We start from the raw sequence: 14,244 nt of genomic DNA, 5'->3' as shown, positions 1-14,244 counted from the left end.
GGCACTCGATGGATCTTTTCAAGCTGGATGGCGATGTCGCGCTGGTCACCGGCGCCGGTAGCGGCATCGGCCAGGCAATCGCGATCGGGCTCGCCGAGGCAGGTGCCGACGTCGCCTGTTTCGGCCATACATCGAAGGGTGGGCTGGACGAGACCGCGCACCGGATCGCGGCACTCGGCCGCAAGGCGCTGGTGCTGACCGGCACGGTGACGTCGCAGAGCGATCTCGCGGCGGCGATCGATCGCATCGAGGCCGAACTCGGTGCGCTGACAGTCGCCGTCAACAATGCCGGCATTGCCGGCTCCGAGCCCGCCGAGACGATGCCGCTGGAGACATGGCGGAAGGTGCACGAGGTCAATGTCGCCGGTGTCTTCCTCTCCTGTCAGGCCGAAGCCCGCAAGATGCTGGCGCGACGCAAGGGCTCGATCATCAACATCGCCTCGATGTCCGGCACCATCGTCAACCGGGGCCTGACGCAGGCGCACTACAACTCTTCGAAGGCCGCCGTCATCCACATGTCGAAGAGCTTCGCCATGGAGTGGGCCGATCGCGGCTTGCGCGTCAATGTGGTTAGTCCCGGTTACACGCTGACGCCGATGAACAAGCGGCCGGAGGTGGCGGAAGAAGTGAAGATCTTCAAGCGCGACACGCCGATGGGGCGCATGGCGGCGCCGGAGGAAATGGTCGGGCCGACGGTGTTCCTGGCCAGCCGCGCAGCGAGCTTCGTCACCGGCCTCGACCTGATTGTCGATGGCGGCTACGTCTGCTGGTAAGAGCTCAGCTTCGCCTGCAGTCTGAATTTGTACGTCTCGCGAAGCGTTAGTCGTTGCGCGACATGAACCTTGGTATATATAATTTCATCCTGTGAAACGGCCTTGGCGAGGTGGGGCTTACCAGGCGGGTAGCCGAGATCATAGGACCTTGATGGCTCGCACCTTGCAGGGCGCCGCAGGACTGGCAATCGATCCGCAGATGACCGCTCCCGCAGCGATCCGTCGGCAGCCATGACGCTGACACTGCAGTCCTATCCCATCATCACCAGAATTGAGCACCATCTTGCCTGCGCTGGCCAAAGCCGGGGCAACAATTTGGCGCCGACGGCCTTGCGCAAAGACCAGCCTTTCCAACACAATCAAGAAAAGCCGCAAGAAGGGAACGAACGATAATTTTCACAGCTTGAAGGAGAACAAGCATGTCACTTCGCAGTGTGATTTCGAACTTAACAATGGGAGCCTTCGCGCTTGCCGCCGCAAGTGCGCTTACATCACCGGCTTACGCAGCCGCGCCGGAATCCAACGACCCGATCAAGATCGCGCTGTTCGACTGGACCAGCGTCAACCTGAACGCCAAGATCCTCGGCGGCATCCTGGAAAAGCTCGGCTACACCGTCGAGTATCCGACGGCCGACTACCTCTCCAGCCTGACCACAGGCCTCACCAATGGCGATCTCGATGTCGGCATGGAATTCTGGGACACGACCGCCGGCGAGGCCATGAAGGCCTCCGATGCGACAGGCCAGACCGAACGGCTGGGCAAGCTCGGCCCGAAGGCCAAGGAAGAATGGTGGTTTCCCGAATACATGAAGGAGAAGTGCCCCGGCCTACCCAATTGGGAAGCGCTGAAGGACCCGAAATGCGCCGAAGCCTTCTCGACGGCCGAGACCGCACCGAAGGGGCGCTATCTCGGTGGTCCGGTGACATGGGAAGGCTTTGACGACGAGCGCGTCGAGGCACTGAAACTGCCCTTCACCGTCATCCATGCCGGCACCGACGCGGCGATGTTCGCGGAGCTGGATTCCGCCTATCAGCGCAAGGCGCCGATCATGCTGTGGATCTACTCGCCGCACTGGGCGCCGGCCAAGTACAAGGGTGAATGGGTTGAATTCCCCGAATACACGCCCGAATGCTACAACGACCCGAAATGGGGCACCAACCCCGACGCCAAATATGATTGCGGCAAGCCGCATGGCGAGATCTGGAAGTACTCCTGGGCCGGCATGAAGGACAAATGGCCGGTCGCTTACAAGGTGGCCAAGGCCTACACGGTCGACACCGACGAACTCAACAAGATGAGCGGCGAGATCGATCTCGGCGGCAAGACGCCGGAAGATGTCGCGGCCGCCTGGATCGCTGCCCATGAGGCAGACTGGAAAGCCTGGGCGCAGTGATCGTTCCAACTGGAAAATGAGACCCGGCTGCCTGATCAGCCGGGCCTCACTTGTTGATGTTCCAGAAGGACGTTTGAATGACGGACAAGACTGAACAGGGGTCCATTGGGGCGGGCACGCCAAAAGATGCCCGCCCGATAAAGCTTGCCTGCCGCAATGTCTGGAAGCTGTTCGGATCGAACGCGGCCAATTTCATCCGCGAACGCGACGGCAAGGCCAGCATGGCCGACGTCACCGCCGCCGGGCTGGTCGGCGCGGTGCGCGCCGTCGACCTCGAAATCCGCCAGGGCGAGATTTTCATCATCATGGGCCTGTCGGGCTCCGGCAAGTCGACGCTGGTGCGCTGCATGTCGAGGCTGGTCGAGCCGACCCACGGCAAGGTCGAATTCGAGGGCAAGGATCTCCTGAAGATTTCGGATGCAGCGCTGATCGAGTTGCGACGACACCGCATGGGCATGGTGTTCCAGAATTTTGCCCTGCTGCCGCATCTCAACGTGCTGGAGAACATCGCCTTCCCGCTCAGCATTCAGGGGCAGGACCGGCCGACACGCGAGGCACGGGCGCGCGAGGTCATCGAACTTGTCGGCCTGCGCGGCCGCGAGCATTTCTATCCGCGCGAACTCTCCGGCGGCCAGCAGCAGCGTGTCGGCATCGCCCGCAGCCTGGCGACAAAACCGGAAATCTGGTTCCTCGACGAGCCGTTCTCGGCGCTCGACCCGCTGATCCGCCGCGAGATGCAGGATGAGCTGATGCGGCTGCAGACCATGCTGCACAAGACCATCGTCTTCATCACCCATGATTTCGACGAGGCGATCAGGCTGGCCGACCGCATCGCCATCATGAAGGATGGCGAGGTCATCCAGATCGGCACGCCGGAGGAGTTGGTGGTCAATCCGGCGACCGACTATGTCGCCGAGTTCACTCGGGACGTCGACCGCGCCAAGGTGATTTCAGCACGCAGCCTGATGCGCGCCTGCGACGGCTCGGAACATGGCGGCACCGTTGCCCCGGATGCCAAGATCGCCAGCTTCTCGGCCGGTATCGTTGCCGCCAACAAGCCGTTCGCGGTGGTCAACGGCACCGGCAAGCCGATCGGCGAGGTGACGCCGCAAGCGGTGATCGATTTGCTGGCCGGCATCGATCGCTCGAGGGCCGGCGCATGACGGTGACAGCAAGCGCCAGCGAGGCAAGGCCACGGCCGATTCAGGTATGGCTGCTGATCTGGGCGGCAGCGCTTGCCGCCGTGCTTGTCGTGTTCCTGCTGCAGGACCGCCTGCCCTGGGCCGTCAACTATCCGGCAAGCGCCGTCGTGCCGGTCGCCGATTGGGTCAGCGCGCTGATGCGCTGGATCAAGTCGAACCTGTCCTGGTTAACGCGCTCGATCACCGCGGTGCTCGGCGTTCCCCTCGATTTCGCGCTCAATCTGCTGGCCAAGAATTTCAAGGTCGGCCACGGCGCTGACGCCTATGTCCTGCCGCGCCTGTCCTGGGTCGGCGTCTGCGCCGCCGCCTTCCTCGCCGGTCATGCCGTTGGCGGCAGAAAACTCAGCCTGCTGGTCGGCGGCTGCTTCCTCTACATCGCCCTGTTCGGCCAATGGACCAGCGCCATGCTGACGCTGGCGCTGATTTCCATCGCGGTGCCGTTCTGCATCGTCACCGGGCTGTTCGCCGGCATCTGGGCATGGCGCAAGCCGTGGGCGGAAAGGCTTGTCGTCTCCCCTGCCCTTGACCTGATGCAGACGATCCCGACCTTCGCCTACCTGATCCCGATGCTGCTGCTGTTCGGCAACAGCCCGGTCTCGGCGATGATCGCGACCGCCATCTTCGCCACGCCGCCGATGGTGCGGGCGACGATGCTGGGCCTGTCGCGGGTGCCGTCCGAGATCGACGATTTCAGCGAAATGGCCGGCTGTACGGCGCGACAGAAACTGTGGCGGGTGCTTTTGCCCTCGGCGCGGCCGACGCTGATGGTCGGCGTCAACCAGGTGATCATGCTGGCGCTGAACATGGTGATCATCGCCTCGATGATCGGCGCCGGTGGCCTCGGCTATGATGTGCTCCTGGCACTGCGCGCGCTGAAGGTCGGCGAAGCGATGGAAGCCGGCCTTGCCATCGTCGCGCTCGCCATCGCGCTCGACCGGCTGAGCCAGGCCATCGCGCACAGCCAAGCAAAGGGCCATGTCCATCAGGAGGCAAGCCTCGGCCTCTGGCGGCGCTACCCCAATCTGACACTGGCCATAGCCATCCTTGTGGTGACAACGCTGCTCGGCCTGTTCGTGCCGGCCTTGGCAGTGGTGCCGAAAGCGATCACCTTCACCACGGCGCCGCTGTGGAAAGCGGCGGTGAACTGGGTGACGATCAACTTCTTCGACACGATCGAGGCGTTTCGCGTGGCGCTCATCCTCAATGTTCTGAACCCGCTGCGCGCCTTCTGCGAAGGGTTTCCGTGGCTGGGCGCGGTGTTCCTGCTCGGCCTCGCCGGCTATCAGCTCTCCGGCCTGCGTCTGGCCGCGTTGGTAGCCGCACTGACCGCCTTCTGCGCCATCACCGGCCTGTGGGAAAAGACCATGGCGACGGTCTATCTCTGCGGCATCTCTGCCTTAATTGCCTGCCTGATCGGCATCCCCATCGGGCTTATGGCCTCGCGCAGCGACCGCTTCGAGAAGATCGTCACGCCCATCATCGACACGCTGCAGGTGCTGCCATCCTTTTGCTTCATCATCCCGGTGGTGATGCTGTTCAGGGTCGGCGACGTCACCGCGATGATCGCAACGGTAGCCTTCGCTGTGGTGCCGGCGATCCGCTACACCAATCACGGCATCAGGCAGGTGCCGCCGGCGCTGATCGAGGCGGCAAAGGTGTCGGGCTGCACGCCGCGCCAGACATTCTTTCGCGTGCAGTTGCCGCTGGCGCTGCCGGAGATCATGCTCGGCGTCAACCAGACGATCCTGATGGCGCTGGCGATGATCATCATTTGCGCCATGGTCGGCACGCGCGATCTCGGCCAGGAGGTGTTCATCGCGCTGTCCAAGGCCGATTCCGGCCGCGGCATCGTCGCGGGCTTGGCCATCGCCTTCATCGGCATCGTCGCCGACCGACTGTTCGGCGCCTGGACGGCGAAGGCCAGGGCGAGGCTGGGATAGCAGGCGCCGCCCTACTCCGCCGCGACGCCCTTCATCTCGAGATAGCTCTCCATCGAATCGTCCAGCGCCTGCAGCCACGGCGTATGGTGCAGCGGCGCCATGGTGCCGGTCATCAGCGAGCGGTAGGCGTGGTCGCGGAAGCCCATGATGTTCTCCGCCTTGTGGTGCTCCCATTCCATGAAGGTCTGGTTGACCGCCTCGACGTCGAAGCCGGGGTAGTCGGTCTGGTCCATCAATTCCTTGGTGTAGTCGCCCTGGAACCAGATCATCTGCTCGGCGTCTTCCAACGTCTCCTCACGTGCGCGCCACTTTGCGCCGTGCTCGGCCATCGCCTCGGCGGACGGCAGCTTGATGCGGCCCATGATGACGTCGCGGGCGAACCAGGCCTGCGCGTCGAACATGTTGAAGGTGTAGAACTGGTCCTGCATGCCGATGAAGGACAGTTTCGGGTTCTTCTCCCAGACGACGCCCTCATAGAGCCCGTCCGGCCACATACGGTTGGCGGTCTTGAGCTTCAGTTCCTCGGTGAGGAACGGGAAGGAATGCAGATAGCCGGTGCACAGGATGATGGCGTCGACATCCCTGGTGGTGCCATCCTTGAAATGCGCGGTCTTGCCGACGACCTTCTGCAGCAGCGGCACCTCTTTCCAATTGTCCGGCCATTTGAAGCCCATCGGCTTCGAGCGGTAGCTGGAGGTGATCGATTTGGCGCCGTATTTGTAACATTGCGAACCGATGTCCTCGGCCGAATAGGAGCGGCCGATGATCAATATATCCTTGCCCTTGAACTCCATCGCGTCGCGGAAATCGTGGCTGTGCAGGATGCGGCCGTTGAAGGTGGAGAAGCCCTCGAAATAGGGCACGTTGGGCACCGAGAAATGCCCGGAAGCGACGACGACATTGTCGAACTCTTCCGAATAGGTGACGTCGTTGGTGCGGTCGTGCGCGGTGACGGTGAATTTCTTCGTCTCGTCCGAGAAGGTGACCATGCGCACCGGGCTGTTGAAGCGCACCCATTTGCGCAGGCCTGACTTCTCGACGCGGCCCTTGATGTAGTCCCACAGCACGGCACGCGGCGGGTAGGAGCCGATCGGCCGGCCGAAATGCTCCTCGAATGTGTAGTCGGCGAATTCCAGGCATTCCTTCGGTCCGTTCGACCAGAGGTAGCGGTACATCGAGCCGTGCACCGGATCGCCATGCTCGTCAAGGCCGGTGCGCCAGGTATAGTTCCACAGGCCGCCCCAGTCCGACTGCTTTTCGAAGCAGACGATTTCGGGAATGTCGGCGCCCTTGTCGGCCGCCGACTTGAAAGCCCTGAGCTGTGCCAGGCCGGACGGGCCGGCTCCGATGACGGCAACGCGACTTTTCATGGCAGGCCTCCCGATCTGAATTGCTCTTACGAAACAAATTTCACTCACAGGACAGTAATTGGCCCTTTCGTGCTGTCAACAGCCCGATGCTGAAACAAGGTTCCGCCGATGTGGATTTCCCGCGAAAAATCGGACGCTGCCAAACATCATTATCATCCGCATGCGCGTTCACGCGGCTTGCCGTCGCAGTTGCGCTCCTGTATCGGCACCTGACATGTTCACCTAGAGTGAAATAAATCCCAGGAGTGCCGGGGGCGACATGGCGAAGAAGGTTTCCGATCCCAAGGCTGGTCTCGCCGGTGCGACGGCCAAGCCGCTGCCAAAGGTTTCGGCCGACGGCAAGATCATCCGCGCGCCGCTGACGCAGAACCCGCATGCCATTCGCGACACGCGCGAAAAAGTGCTGGAGGTGGCGATCGGCCGCGAGGTGCGGGCGTTCCGCAAGAAACTCGGTATCACCGTCGCCGATCTGGCGGTCGCCACCGACATTTCTCTGGGCATGCTGTCGAAGATCGAGAACGGCATCACCTCGCCGTCGCTGACCACCTTGCAGGCACTGTCGCGGGCGCTCGGCGTTCCTGTCACCGCCTTTTTCCGCCGCTTCGAGGAAGAGCGCAGCGCCGTCTTCGTCAAGGCCGGCCAAGGCCTCGATGTCGAGCGCCGCGGCACCCGTGCAGGCCATCAGTACAATCTGCTCGGCCATATCGGCTCCAACACCAGCGGCGTCGTCGTCGAACCCTATCTGATCACACTGACCGAGGATTCCGATGTGTTCCCGACCTTCCAGCATGAGGGCATGGAGTTCCTCTACATGCTGGAAGGCGAGGTGGTTTACCGGCACGGCAGCAATCTTTACCCGATGAAGCCCGGCGACAGCCTGTTCTTCGACGCCGACGCGCCGCACGGGCCGGAACAGCTCACGAAACTGCCGATGCGGTACTTGTCGATTATTTGCTATCCGCAGAGCGCGGGGTGAGTTGGCCAATCTCCCCCCTTGTGGGGGAGATGTCCGGCAGGACAGAGGGGGGCGCTGTCCCGCCGACTTCTCAATCGATTGGAGCTGCGGCCTTAGGGTTGTTGGTGGTCTTTCGCGGACACGGGAAAGGTATGCGTTCCTTGCGCCCCCCTCTGCCCTGCCGGGCATCTCCCCCACGAGGGGGGAGATCGGCAGCTTCACGGGCGGCAGCTTCAATCCGGCCCAAAGCCCGAACTTGTCGCACTGCCATCATCCAGCTTCGACAGCCACTCGACCAACGCCGGACGATAGCGCGTCAGGCCCTTGTAGTTGGCGAGTTCGTCGGGCAGGTCGCGGATGACGCGGTGCAGGCGCCGTGCCCATTTCGGCTGCGTCACCAGTTCGTCCATCTTGATCAGATAGCAGCGGATCGGGAAGACGATGCCGTTGGAGCGCGGCAGGCGCCAGAAACTCTGCAACTCGACACGCAGATGCACCTTGTCGCCGACATTCTCCGGCGTCACCGTCGCCCGGTCCGGCCCCCATTTGTGGTAATTCTCCGGGCTGGTGTCGAGGCGCGGGTTGATGGTCATCGTCCAGTTCAGGCGCCGCGCCGGCTTGCCCTGCTGGATGTTGGTGAGGAATTTCAGCGCCCTGACGAAAATCCCCTTCTCATGCGCCAGCGGCACCGGCGCATGCCATTCGAAGAAGTTCATGCCGATGTCGAAATCGAGCGACCAGTCGGCCTGGGTGGTGACCATGCCGGCATCCATCCACAGATTGCCGTCGCGCTGATCGAGGATGCAGAAATCACCCTGGCTTTGCCGGGTGATGTATTCCATCGGCCCGTAGGGCAGCGTCGAGGTGTCGCCGAAGGTGAAGGTGTCGTCGATGCCGAGCGGCCGGTTGATCCAGCGCCAGCGATCGCCGTCGCGGGTCAGCGTGAAATGCTCGGGATAGCCCAGCGCCTGCTGCTCCATCAAAAGCTCGAGCAGATCCCAGCCGGCCAGCGTCATGTGCGGCAGCGACTGGCAGCGCAGCGGATCCTCGGCCAGCACCAGCGCGCGGTCCTGCATCTCGGCGACATAGTGCTCGTCGACGTCGATCAGATTTTCCAAGACGCTGCCCCTGGGTCCGACGACATGCGGCTCGATGTTGACCGCATACATGTAGGCGTCTTCGTGGAACGGGAACGGGAAACGCCTGATGTGCTCCGGGCTGTTCTTGAAGGTGAAGTCGTCGCGGAACGTTTCCTTGCGAAAGGTGATGCCCATGATCTTCTCCTACCGTTCCAGGACCAGCGACCGGCCTTCGAAGCGCGACACGCACGGCATGATCTTCCTGCCCGAACGGTGCTCTTCCTCGCTCAGCCAGTGGTCGTTGTGGATGAACTTGCCGTCGCAAGAAATGACGTTGGTTTCGCACTGGCCGCAAACACCGCCACGGCAGAGATAGGGCGGATCGACGCCGGCCGCCTCGATCGCTTCCAAGAGGCTCTGCTGTTCGTCGACGCGGATCGCCTTGCCGCTGACGGCAAGCGTCACGTCGAACGGCAGTCCGGGTTGAGGGGCCGCGAAATGCTCGAAATGCACGGTTTCCGCCGGCCAGCCGAGGCTTGCCGCGCGATCGCGCACCCAACCGATCATGCCGGCCGGGCCGCAGACATAGAGATGCGTGCCGAGCGGCTGCGTCGACAGCAACCGGTCGAGTTCGATGCGCTCGTCGAGGTCATCATGATAGAGCCTGACCCGGCGGTCGTAGCGCTCGCGCAGCACGTCGGCATAGGTGCCGAGTGCAGCGGTGCGGCAGGTGTAGTGCAGTTCGAAATTGCCGCCTTCCGCCGCCAGTTGCGCGGTTTGCGCCATGAACGGGGTGATGCCGATGCCGCCGGCCAGCATCAAGTGCTTTTTGGCGCGCAGGTCGAGCGAGAACAGGTTGACCGGATAGCTGACCACCATCTCCAGCCCCGGCCTGACATTCCGATGCATGAACAGCGATCCGCCGCGGCCGACATCGTCGCGGCGTACCGAGATCGTGTATTCGCGCGTATCGAGCGGCGAGCCCATCAGCGAATAGGGATTGAGCCTGGTGCGTTCGCCGTCGCGCATCTCGACCACGACATGGGCGCCACCGGAAAAAGTCGGCAAAAGCTGCCCGTCGCGCCGGCGAAAATGGAAGCGGGTGACGAGGTCGTTGACCGGGACGACGTCGCTGACCACGACATCGAGTTTTGTTGTTCCGGTGCTCATCGAAAAATCTCCTCCATCGGAGGAATCTCCGAGCGATCTTCCGCATTGATGCAGACGCCCTGGAAGGCTGCGATGCGCCTGGAATAATGGTCGCGCACCAGCAGCAGCAGGCCGCAATGCGCGCAGGTCGCGGGCTGCGTCGTGACATTTTCGGTGATGCCCTTGCAGTGGACGCATTGCATGCGCCGCGCCAGCGAGCCGCGGTGCTCGGTCTGGATCGAGGTGTGGTCGATGCCGGCCTCAAGCGCCACCTGCATCGCCTGGCCGATCAGGCCCTCGGTGCCCGAGAGATAGAGGCGCAGGCCCATATGCGCGTTGGCCAGTGTCTGCCGGAGCCGTGGCAGCAGGCTGGCAAAGGACGGCGCCTGGTGGAACTGTGCCGGCTTCAGCGCTTCGAGGGCGGCGGTGTGTTTGCCGTCGGGCCCGGGAATGAAGACGATTTCGGCGTCGTCGAAAAACCCGGGCGGCGCGCTCCCGGCCATCTCCGCTATTGCCAGCGCCCCTTCCGCATCCGCGATGAAAAGATGATGCTTGCCGGGCTGCGGAGACAAGGTTCCGTAAACCGGCCGGCTGATGATGCTTTTGGCTGCCATTTAAGTCTTCGTGCCTCGAACCCCTCGCCGTTGACTATGCCTCAACCTTTCGCCGTGCGCTTGGTCTTCTTGGGATCGTCGAAGGGAAGCGGCTGCGCCGTCGCCTTGATGGCACCGCTCTTGTTGCGGATTTCGAGCTTGGTGTCCTTGACCGCGCAGTCGACGTCGAGTCGGGCGATGCCCATCGATTTCTCGACCAGCGGCGAATACATGGCGCAGGTCACCACGCCCACCTTTTTGCCGTCGCGGTAGACCGGCGCGCCTTCGTCTGCCGGCTCCTTGCCGTCGAGCAGCACGCCATAGATCTTGAAGCGTTCCTTGCCTTTCAGGCGGTAATGCTCCTCGGCGCCGCGAAAGCCGGTCTTGCCGGGGCTGACGGTGAAGTCGAGGCCGAGTTCCCACAGCGTGTCGCCGGGGCCTTCATTGTCGAACGGATACTTTTGCGAATTGTCGTAGGGATAAAAGAGCAAATAACTTTCGACGCGCAGCATGTCGAGCGTGGTGAAGCGGCATGGAATGATGCCGGCGCTCTTGCCCTCGTCGAGGATCCTGTCCCAGATCGTGCCGGCATCCTGGCCGCGGCAGAAGATCTCGTAGCCGCGCTCGCCGGTATAGCCGGTGCGCGAAATCATGACGGGCAAGCCGAACAGTTGCGTCTGCATGTGATGGAAATAGTTGAGGTCGCGAATACCCGGCACGTGTTTGGCCAGATAATCAACGGCGGTTGGCCCCTGCAACGACAAATCGTGCAGATTGTCGTCGAAGCGCAGCGAGACGTCGCGTCCTACCGAAGCACGCTGCAACTCCTCATGGCCGGTGCCCGAACCATGCACGACCATCCATGCATTCGGTCCGGTCCGGTAGAGGATACAGTCGTCGGTGAATTTCCCCGCCTCGTTCAGCATGCAGGCATAGGCCGACTTGCCGGGATAGATCTTTTCGACATCGCGCGTCGTCGCCAGGTCGATCAGGTGTGAGGCATGCGGCCCGGTGATGTGGACCTTCTTGAGGCCGGAGACATCCATCAGGCCGGCCTTGGTGCGGATGGCGATATACTCCTCATCGGCATCCTTGTCGTAGGTCCAGGCGGTGCCCATGCCGCTCCAGTCTTCGAGCTTCGAACCGAGCGCTCGGTGGCGATCCGCCAGGGTCGAAAATCTCCAGGATGCCGTCATCCGCTCGTCCTCCGTTTCGATAATGCTCTGCTGTTCCCTGCCCCCTGCGCAGCGGCGGAAGCTTTGGCCGAATATTGATCGCAAACCTCCGGGCGCCGCAATACCCATAAGCAATTAATTTCATTGTCAGGCAAAATCCATTGCGCCAAGCAAACGGTTAACCCTGCGTAAATCGCGCTTGACAATTGCGGAATTCGGACCGAGTTTATGAAAAAAATTTCACTCTGTTGAAAGAGGACGGCGTACGGGGATTCGGAACCGGATGCCGGAAAAAAGGGGGAAAGCCGATGTCAGACATGCAGCAGCGCATCGAAGCGCTGTACCGTTCCGACCTGCGCGGATGCGCGCTCCTGATCATCTGCCTGTGGGCGACGATCCTCTTCGTTCTCCTCATGACATGGCCCTACATCCCGCACGGCGGCATCAAAGCCGTCGTCGCGATCGCCGCTGGCGCCGTGCTGATCTTCAACACCGCCGCCATCCTGGCGATGGTAAGGCACTACAAGGAAGACAAGGAATTCATCTACGGGCTCGACATCAAGAACGCCGACGCGTTCAGCAACCGCAAGTCCTGAGGGGTAGAAGAAATGTCCCGCTACACGCCGCCGGAGCAAAGCAAGGCCGGGCAGGTTTTCGACATCGCCGTCGTCGTCGTCGCCATTTTCGTGGCACTGTGGCTACCGCTCAAGCTGGGCCTCGCCGGCGCGGCGAAATCCATCGACGCGCTCGACGCCAAGACCTGGGAAGCGCTAGGCCAGAACCCGACCATGGCGTCTATCTGGGAAAAGCTCGGCTATACGCCCGAGACGGCGCACGACATCATCCAGAACCGCTTCCACTATGTCATCGACTGGCCGACGCTGATCATCATGGCGGCGGTGCTGATCGGTTATTTCGTCTTCCTGTTTCGTGCATCAGACCGCGAATATCGCGACGTCATCAACGAAAAATTCGACGACAAGTAAGAGTTCTGAGGACGATCTAATTCGGGGGACACGATCATGTGGGTGGCACTCTCTTACGCATGCTGGGGCATCTCGATCGTGCTCGCTTTGTGGATGCTCTACGACTGGTTCAAGGTCGACACGACCTTCTCCGAAGAGGTGCTGACCTCCTCGCGCGAAGGCGAACTGGAAGCCACTTCCGAAAAACACCGGATCTGAGTGAGGATTGAACAATGACGATCGCACTTGAACCGGCTGCCCCGGCTGCCCAAGGGGACAGAGTTTCACTCCTGCGCGTGCTCGGACCGGCCCATGTCTGGGCGCTCGGCGTCGGCATCGTCCTGGTCGGCGAATTCACCGGCTGGAATTTCTCGGCCGACAAGGGTGGCGCACTTGCTGCGCTGATCGTCTGCTGGGTCGTGGGATTGCTCTACACCTCGGTCGCCATGATCGATTCCGAGGTGACATCGACCGTGGCCGCCGCCGGCGGCCAGTATGCGCAGGCAAAGCACATCGTCGGACCGCTGATGGCGTTCAACGTCGCGCTGTTCCTGGTCTTTGCCTACACCATGCTCGAAGTGTCCGACGCCATCCTGCTCGGCGACACCATCGTCGCCAAGGCTGGCGTCGAAGGGCTCACCCACAATTCCTTCATCGCCGCGACCATCGTCGTGCTGGCGTGGCTGAACTATCGCGGCGTGCTGATGACGCTCAACGTCAACTTCGTCATCACCGCGATCGCCTATATCTCGATCGTCATCCTGTTCTTCTCGGTCAGCCCGTGGACGCAAGGCGCGGTGCTGAAGCTGAACGAACTGGTCACTCCCGGCAATGCGCTCCCCTATGGCTGGATCGGCGTCATCGCCGCCTTCCAGTTCGGCATCTGGTACTATCTCGGCATCGAGGGCACCACACAGGCCGCCGAGGAAGTGCGCTCGCCCGCCCGCTCGCTGCCCTACGGCACCATGGCCGGCATGATCACGCTTTTGATCGCAGCCGCCATGACCTGGTATGTCTGCGCCTCGATGATGCCGTGGGAGTATCTCGGCATCACCTATTATCCGCTGTGGGACGCCGGCAAGCTGACCGGCAGCCCGCTGCTCGAGAACCTGTTGTTCGTCGCCACGCTGCTTGCCGCGCTGGCGTCGGCCAATGGCTGCATCAACGACGCGGCGCGCGCCTGGTTCTCGCTCGGCCGTGACCGTTATCTGCCGGCCTGGTTCTCGGCGGTGCATCCGAGATACCGCACGCCTTATCGCTCGATCCTGTTCCTGCTGCCGATCGCGCTGGCCTTCGCCTTCATCGCCGACCTTAATCAGGCGATCACCTTCTCGATCCTGTCGGGCGTGCTGCAATACACCTTCATGAGCATCAACATCATCATGTTCCGCAAGAAGTGGCCGCTCGGCTCGATCCGCCGCGGCTACACGCACCCCTTCCATCCGATCCCGGCCATCGTGCTGTTTTGCCTGTGCGTGGTGACCTTCTTCGCCATCTTCCTCGGCTTCGGCTCGCAGCTGATCGCCATGGTCGCCTTCTATTTCCTGATCTCGCTGTGGTTCCATTTCTATCGCTACAAATTCGTGCGGCGCGGCGACCAATTCACCATGCCGTGGCCAAAGCCGCAGGGTTATTGATGGGAGTAGGCC

At 62.2% G+C, this 14,244-nt stretch carries 14 protein-coding genes; 9 read left to right on the top strand and 5 right to left on the bottom strand.

Going from position 1 to position 14,244, the window contains the following annotated elements:
* The first annotated feature begins 8 nt into the window (after positions 1-8).
* The 4 genes from NKH52_RS12635 to NKH52_RS12620 all read left to right on the top strand — a co-directional run bounded on the left by NKH52_RS12635 (position 9) and on the right by NKH52_RS12620 (position 5,309).
* The gene (locus NKH52_RS12635; protein WP_352735733.1) at positions 9-773 is read left to right on the top strand and encodes an SDR family oxidoreductase; all 765 of its coding nucleotides are present in this window, start codon (positions 9-11) and stop codon (positions 771-773) included.
* 419 nt (positions 774-1,192) lie between these two features.
* On the top strand, positions 1,193-2,167 hold the full coding sequence (locus NKH52_RS12630) for an ABC transporter substrate-binding protein (protein ID WP_352735734.1): 975 nt from the start codon (positions 1,193-1,195) through the stop codon (positions 2,165-2,167).
* Between the two features lie 77 nt (positions 2,168-2,244).
* Complete coding sequence (locus NKH52_RS12625) at positions 2,245-3,330, top strand: quaternary amine ABC transporter ATP-binding protein (protein WP_352735735.1); 1,086 nt, start codon at positions 2,245-2,247, stop codon at positions 3,328-3,330.
* The gene (locus tag NKH52_RS12620) at positions 3,327-5,309 is read left to right on the top strand and encodes an ABC transporter permease (protein WP_352735736.1); all 1,983 of its coding nucleotides are present in this window, start codon (positions 3,327-3,329) and stop codon (positions 5,307-5,309) included. The genes NKH52_RS12625 and NKH52_RS12620 overlap by 4 nt, the downstream gene beginning before the upstream one ends.
* Positions 5,310-5,320: 11 nt before the next feature.
* On the opposite strand, the gene NKH52_RS12615 is transcribed toward NKH52_RS12620, so the two are convergent.
* Positions 5,321-6,679, bottom strand: coding sequence for a trimethylamine monooxygenase (locus NKH52_RS12615; protein ID WP_352735737.1), 1,359 nt, complete (start codon positions 6,677-6,679; stop codon positions 5,321-5,323).
* A 259-nt stretch (positions 6,680-6,938) separates the two neighbouring features.
* Between NKH52_RS12615 and NKH52_RS12610 the strand changes: the two genes are divergently transcribed.
* A complete protein-coding gene (locus NKH52_RS12610; RefSeq protein ID WP_352735738.1) occupies positions 6,939-7,655 on the top strand; it encodes a helix-turn-helix domain-containing protein in 717 nt (238 codons plus the stop codon).
* A 212-nt stretch (positions 7,656-7,867) separates the two neighbouring features.
* On the opposite strand, the gene NKH52_RS12605 is transcribed toward NKH52_RS12610, so the two are convergent.
* From NKH52_RS12605 to NKH52_RS12590, 4 genes are read right to left on the bottom strand one after another with little or no spacing between them, the layout of a single operon-like run.
* Positions 7,868-8,908 carry a heme-dependent oxidative N-demethylase family protein gene (locus NKH52_RS12605; RefSeq protein ID WP_023808729.1) on the bottom strand — a complete coding sequence of 347 codons (1,041 nt, stop codon included), beginning with the start codon at positions 8,906-8,908 and terminating at the stop codon, positions 7,868-7,870.
* Between the two features lie 9 nt (positions 8,909-8,917).
* Positions 8,918-9,883 carry a PDR/VanB family oxidoreductase gene (locus NKH52_RS12600; RefSeq protein WP_352735739.1) on the bottom strand — a complete coding sequence of 322 codons (966 nt, stop codon included), beginning with the start codon at positions 9,881-9,883 and terminating at the stop codon, positions 8,918-8,920.
* On the bottom strand, positions 9,880-10,476 hold the full coding sequence (locus tag NKH52_RS12595) for a dimethylamine monooxygenase subunit DmmA family protein (protein WP_352735740.1): 597 nt from the start codon (positions 10,474-10,476) through the stop codon (positions 9,880-9,882). Before NKH52_RS12595 ends, NKH52_RS12600 begins: the two co-directional genes overlap by 4 nt.
* Before the next feature lie 41 nt (positions 10,477-10,517).
* Positions 10,518-11,651, bottom strand: coding sequence for an aminomethyl transferase family protein (locus NKH52_RS12590; protein ID WP_128307690.1), 1,134 nt, complete (start codon positions 11,649-11,651; stop codon positions 10,518-10,520).
* A gap of 287 nt (positions 11,652-11,938) precedes the next feature.
* Between NKH52_RS12590 and NKH52_RS12585 the strand changes: the two genes are divergently transcribed.
* From NKH52_RS12585 to NKH52_RS12570, 4 genes are read left to right on the top strand one after another with little or no spacing between them, the layout of a single operon-like run.
* Positions 11,939-12,226, top strand: a complete 288-nt coding sequence (locus NKH52_RS12585) for a hypothetical protein (protein WP_352735741.1) — start codon at positions 11,939-11,941, stop codon at positions 12,224-12,226.
* Between the two features lie 12 nt (positions 12,227-12,238).
* A complete protein-coding gene (locus NKH52_RS12580) occupies positions 12,239-12,616 on the top strand; it encodes a hypothetical protein (protein WP_013532899.1) in 378 nt (125 codons plus the stop codon).
* Between the two features lie 36 nt (positions 12,617-12,652).
* Positions 12,653-12,814: a hypothetical protein gene (locus NKH52_RS12575; protein WP_013532900.1), complete on the top strand. Its 162-nt coding sequence runs from the start codon at positions 12,653-12,655 to the stop codon at positions 12,812-12,814.
* A 14-nt stretch (positions 12,815-12,828) separates the two neighbouring features.
* Entirely contained in the window at positions 12,829-14,232 is a 1,404-nt protein-coding gene (locus tag NKH52_RS12570) for an APC family permease (protein ID WP_352735742.1), read from the top strand.
* The last annotated feature ends 12 nt before the right edge of the window (positions 14,233-14,244 follow it).

The organism is Mesorhizobium sp. M1066 (genome assembly GCF_040318635.1).
Lineage (GTDB): Bacteria > Pseudomonadota > Alphaproteobacteria > Rhizobiales > Rhizobiaceae > Mesorhizobium.
The sequence above is the reverse complement of the archived record's forward strand: the minus strand, read 5'-3'. Positions and strand labels throughout refer to the sequence as shown.

Coding starts and splice junctions, on each gene's coding strand:
- NKH52_RS12590 (WP_128307690.1), bottom strand. CDS start 11,651: ATGACGGCATCCTGGAGATTTTCGACCCTGGCGGATCGCCACCGAGCG.
- NKH52_RS12625 (WP_352735735.1), top strand. CDS start 2,245: ATGACGGACAAGACTGAACAGGGGTCCATTGGGGCGGGCACGCCAAAA.
- NKH52_RS12600 (WP_352735739.1), bottom strand. CDS start 9,883: ATGAGCACCGGAACAACAAAACTCGATGTCGTGGTCAGCGACGTCGTC.
- NKH52_RS12615 (WP_352735737.1), bottom strand. CDS start 6,679: ATGAAAAGTCGCGTTGCCGTCATCGGAGCCGGCCCGTCCGGCCTGGCA.
- NKH52_RS12580 (WP_013532899.1), top strand. CDS start 12,239: ATGTCCCGCTACACGCCGCCGGAGCAAAGCAAGGCCGGGCAGGTTTTC.
- NKH52_RS12575 (WP_013532900.1), top strand. CDS start 12,653: ATGTGGGTGGCACTCTCTTACGCATGCTGGGGCATCTCGATCGTGCTC.
- NKH52_RS12620 (WP_352735736.1), top strand. CDS start 3,327: ATGACGGTGACAGCAAGCGCCAGCGAGGCAAGGCCACGGCCGATTCAG.
- NKH52_RS12635 (WP_352735733.1), top strand. CDS start 9: ATGGATCTTTTCAAGCTGGATGGCGATGTCGCGCTGGTCACCGGCGCC.
- NKH52_RS12630 (WP_352735734.1), top strand. CDS start 1,193: ATGTCACTTCGCAGTGTGATTTCGAACTTAACAATGGGAGCCTTCGCG.
- NKH52_RS12605 (WP_023808729.1), bottom strand. CDS start 8,908: ATGGGCATCACCTTTCGCAAGGAAACGTTCCGCGACGACTTCACCTTC.
- NKH52_RS12570 (WP_352735742.1), top strand. CDS start 12,829: ATGACGATCGCACTTGAACCGGCTGCCCCGGCTGCCCAAGGGGACAGA.
- NKH52_RS12610 (WP_352735738.1), top strand. CDS start 6,939: ATGGCGAAGAAGGTTTCCGATCCCAAGGCTGGTCTCGCCGGTGCGACG.
- NKH52_RS12595 (WP_352735740.1), bottom strand. CDS start 10,476: ATGGCAGCCAAAAGCATCATCAGCCGGCCGGTTTACGGAACCTTGTCT.
- NKH52_RS12585 (WP_352735741.1), top strand. CDS start 11,939: ATGTCAGACATGCAGCAGCGCATCGAAGCGCTGTACCGTTCCGACCTG.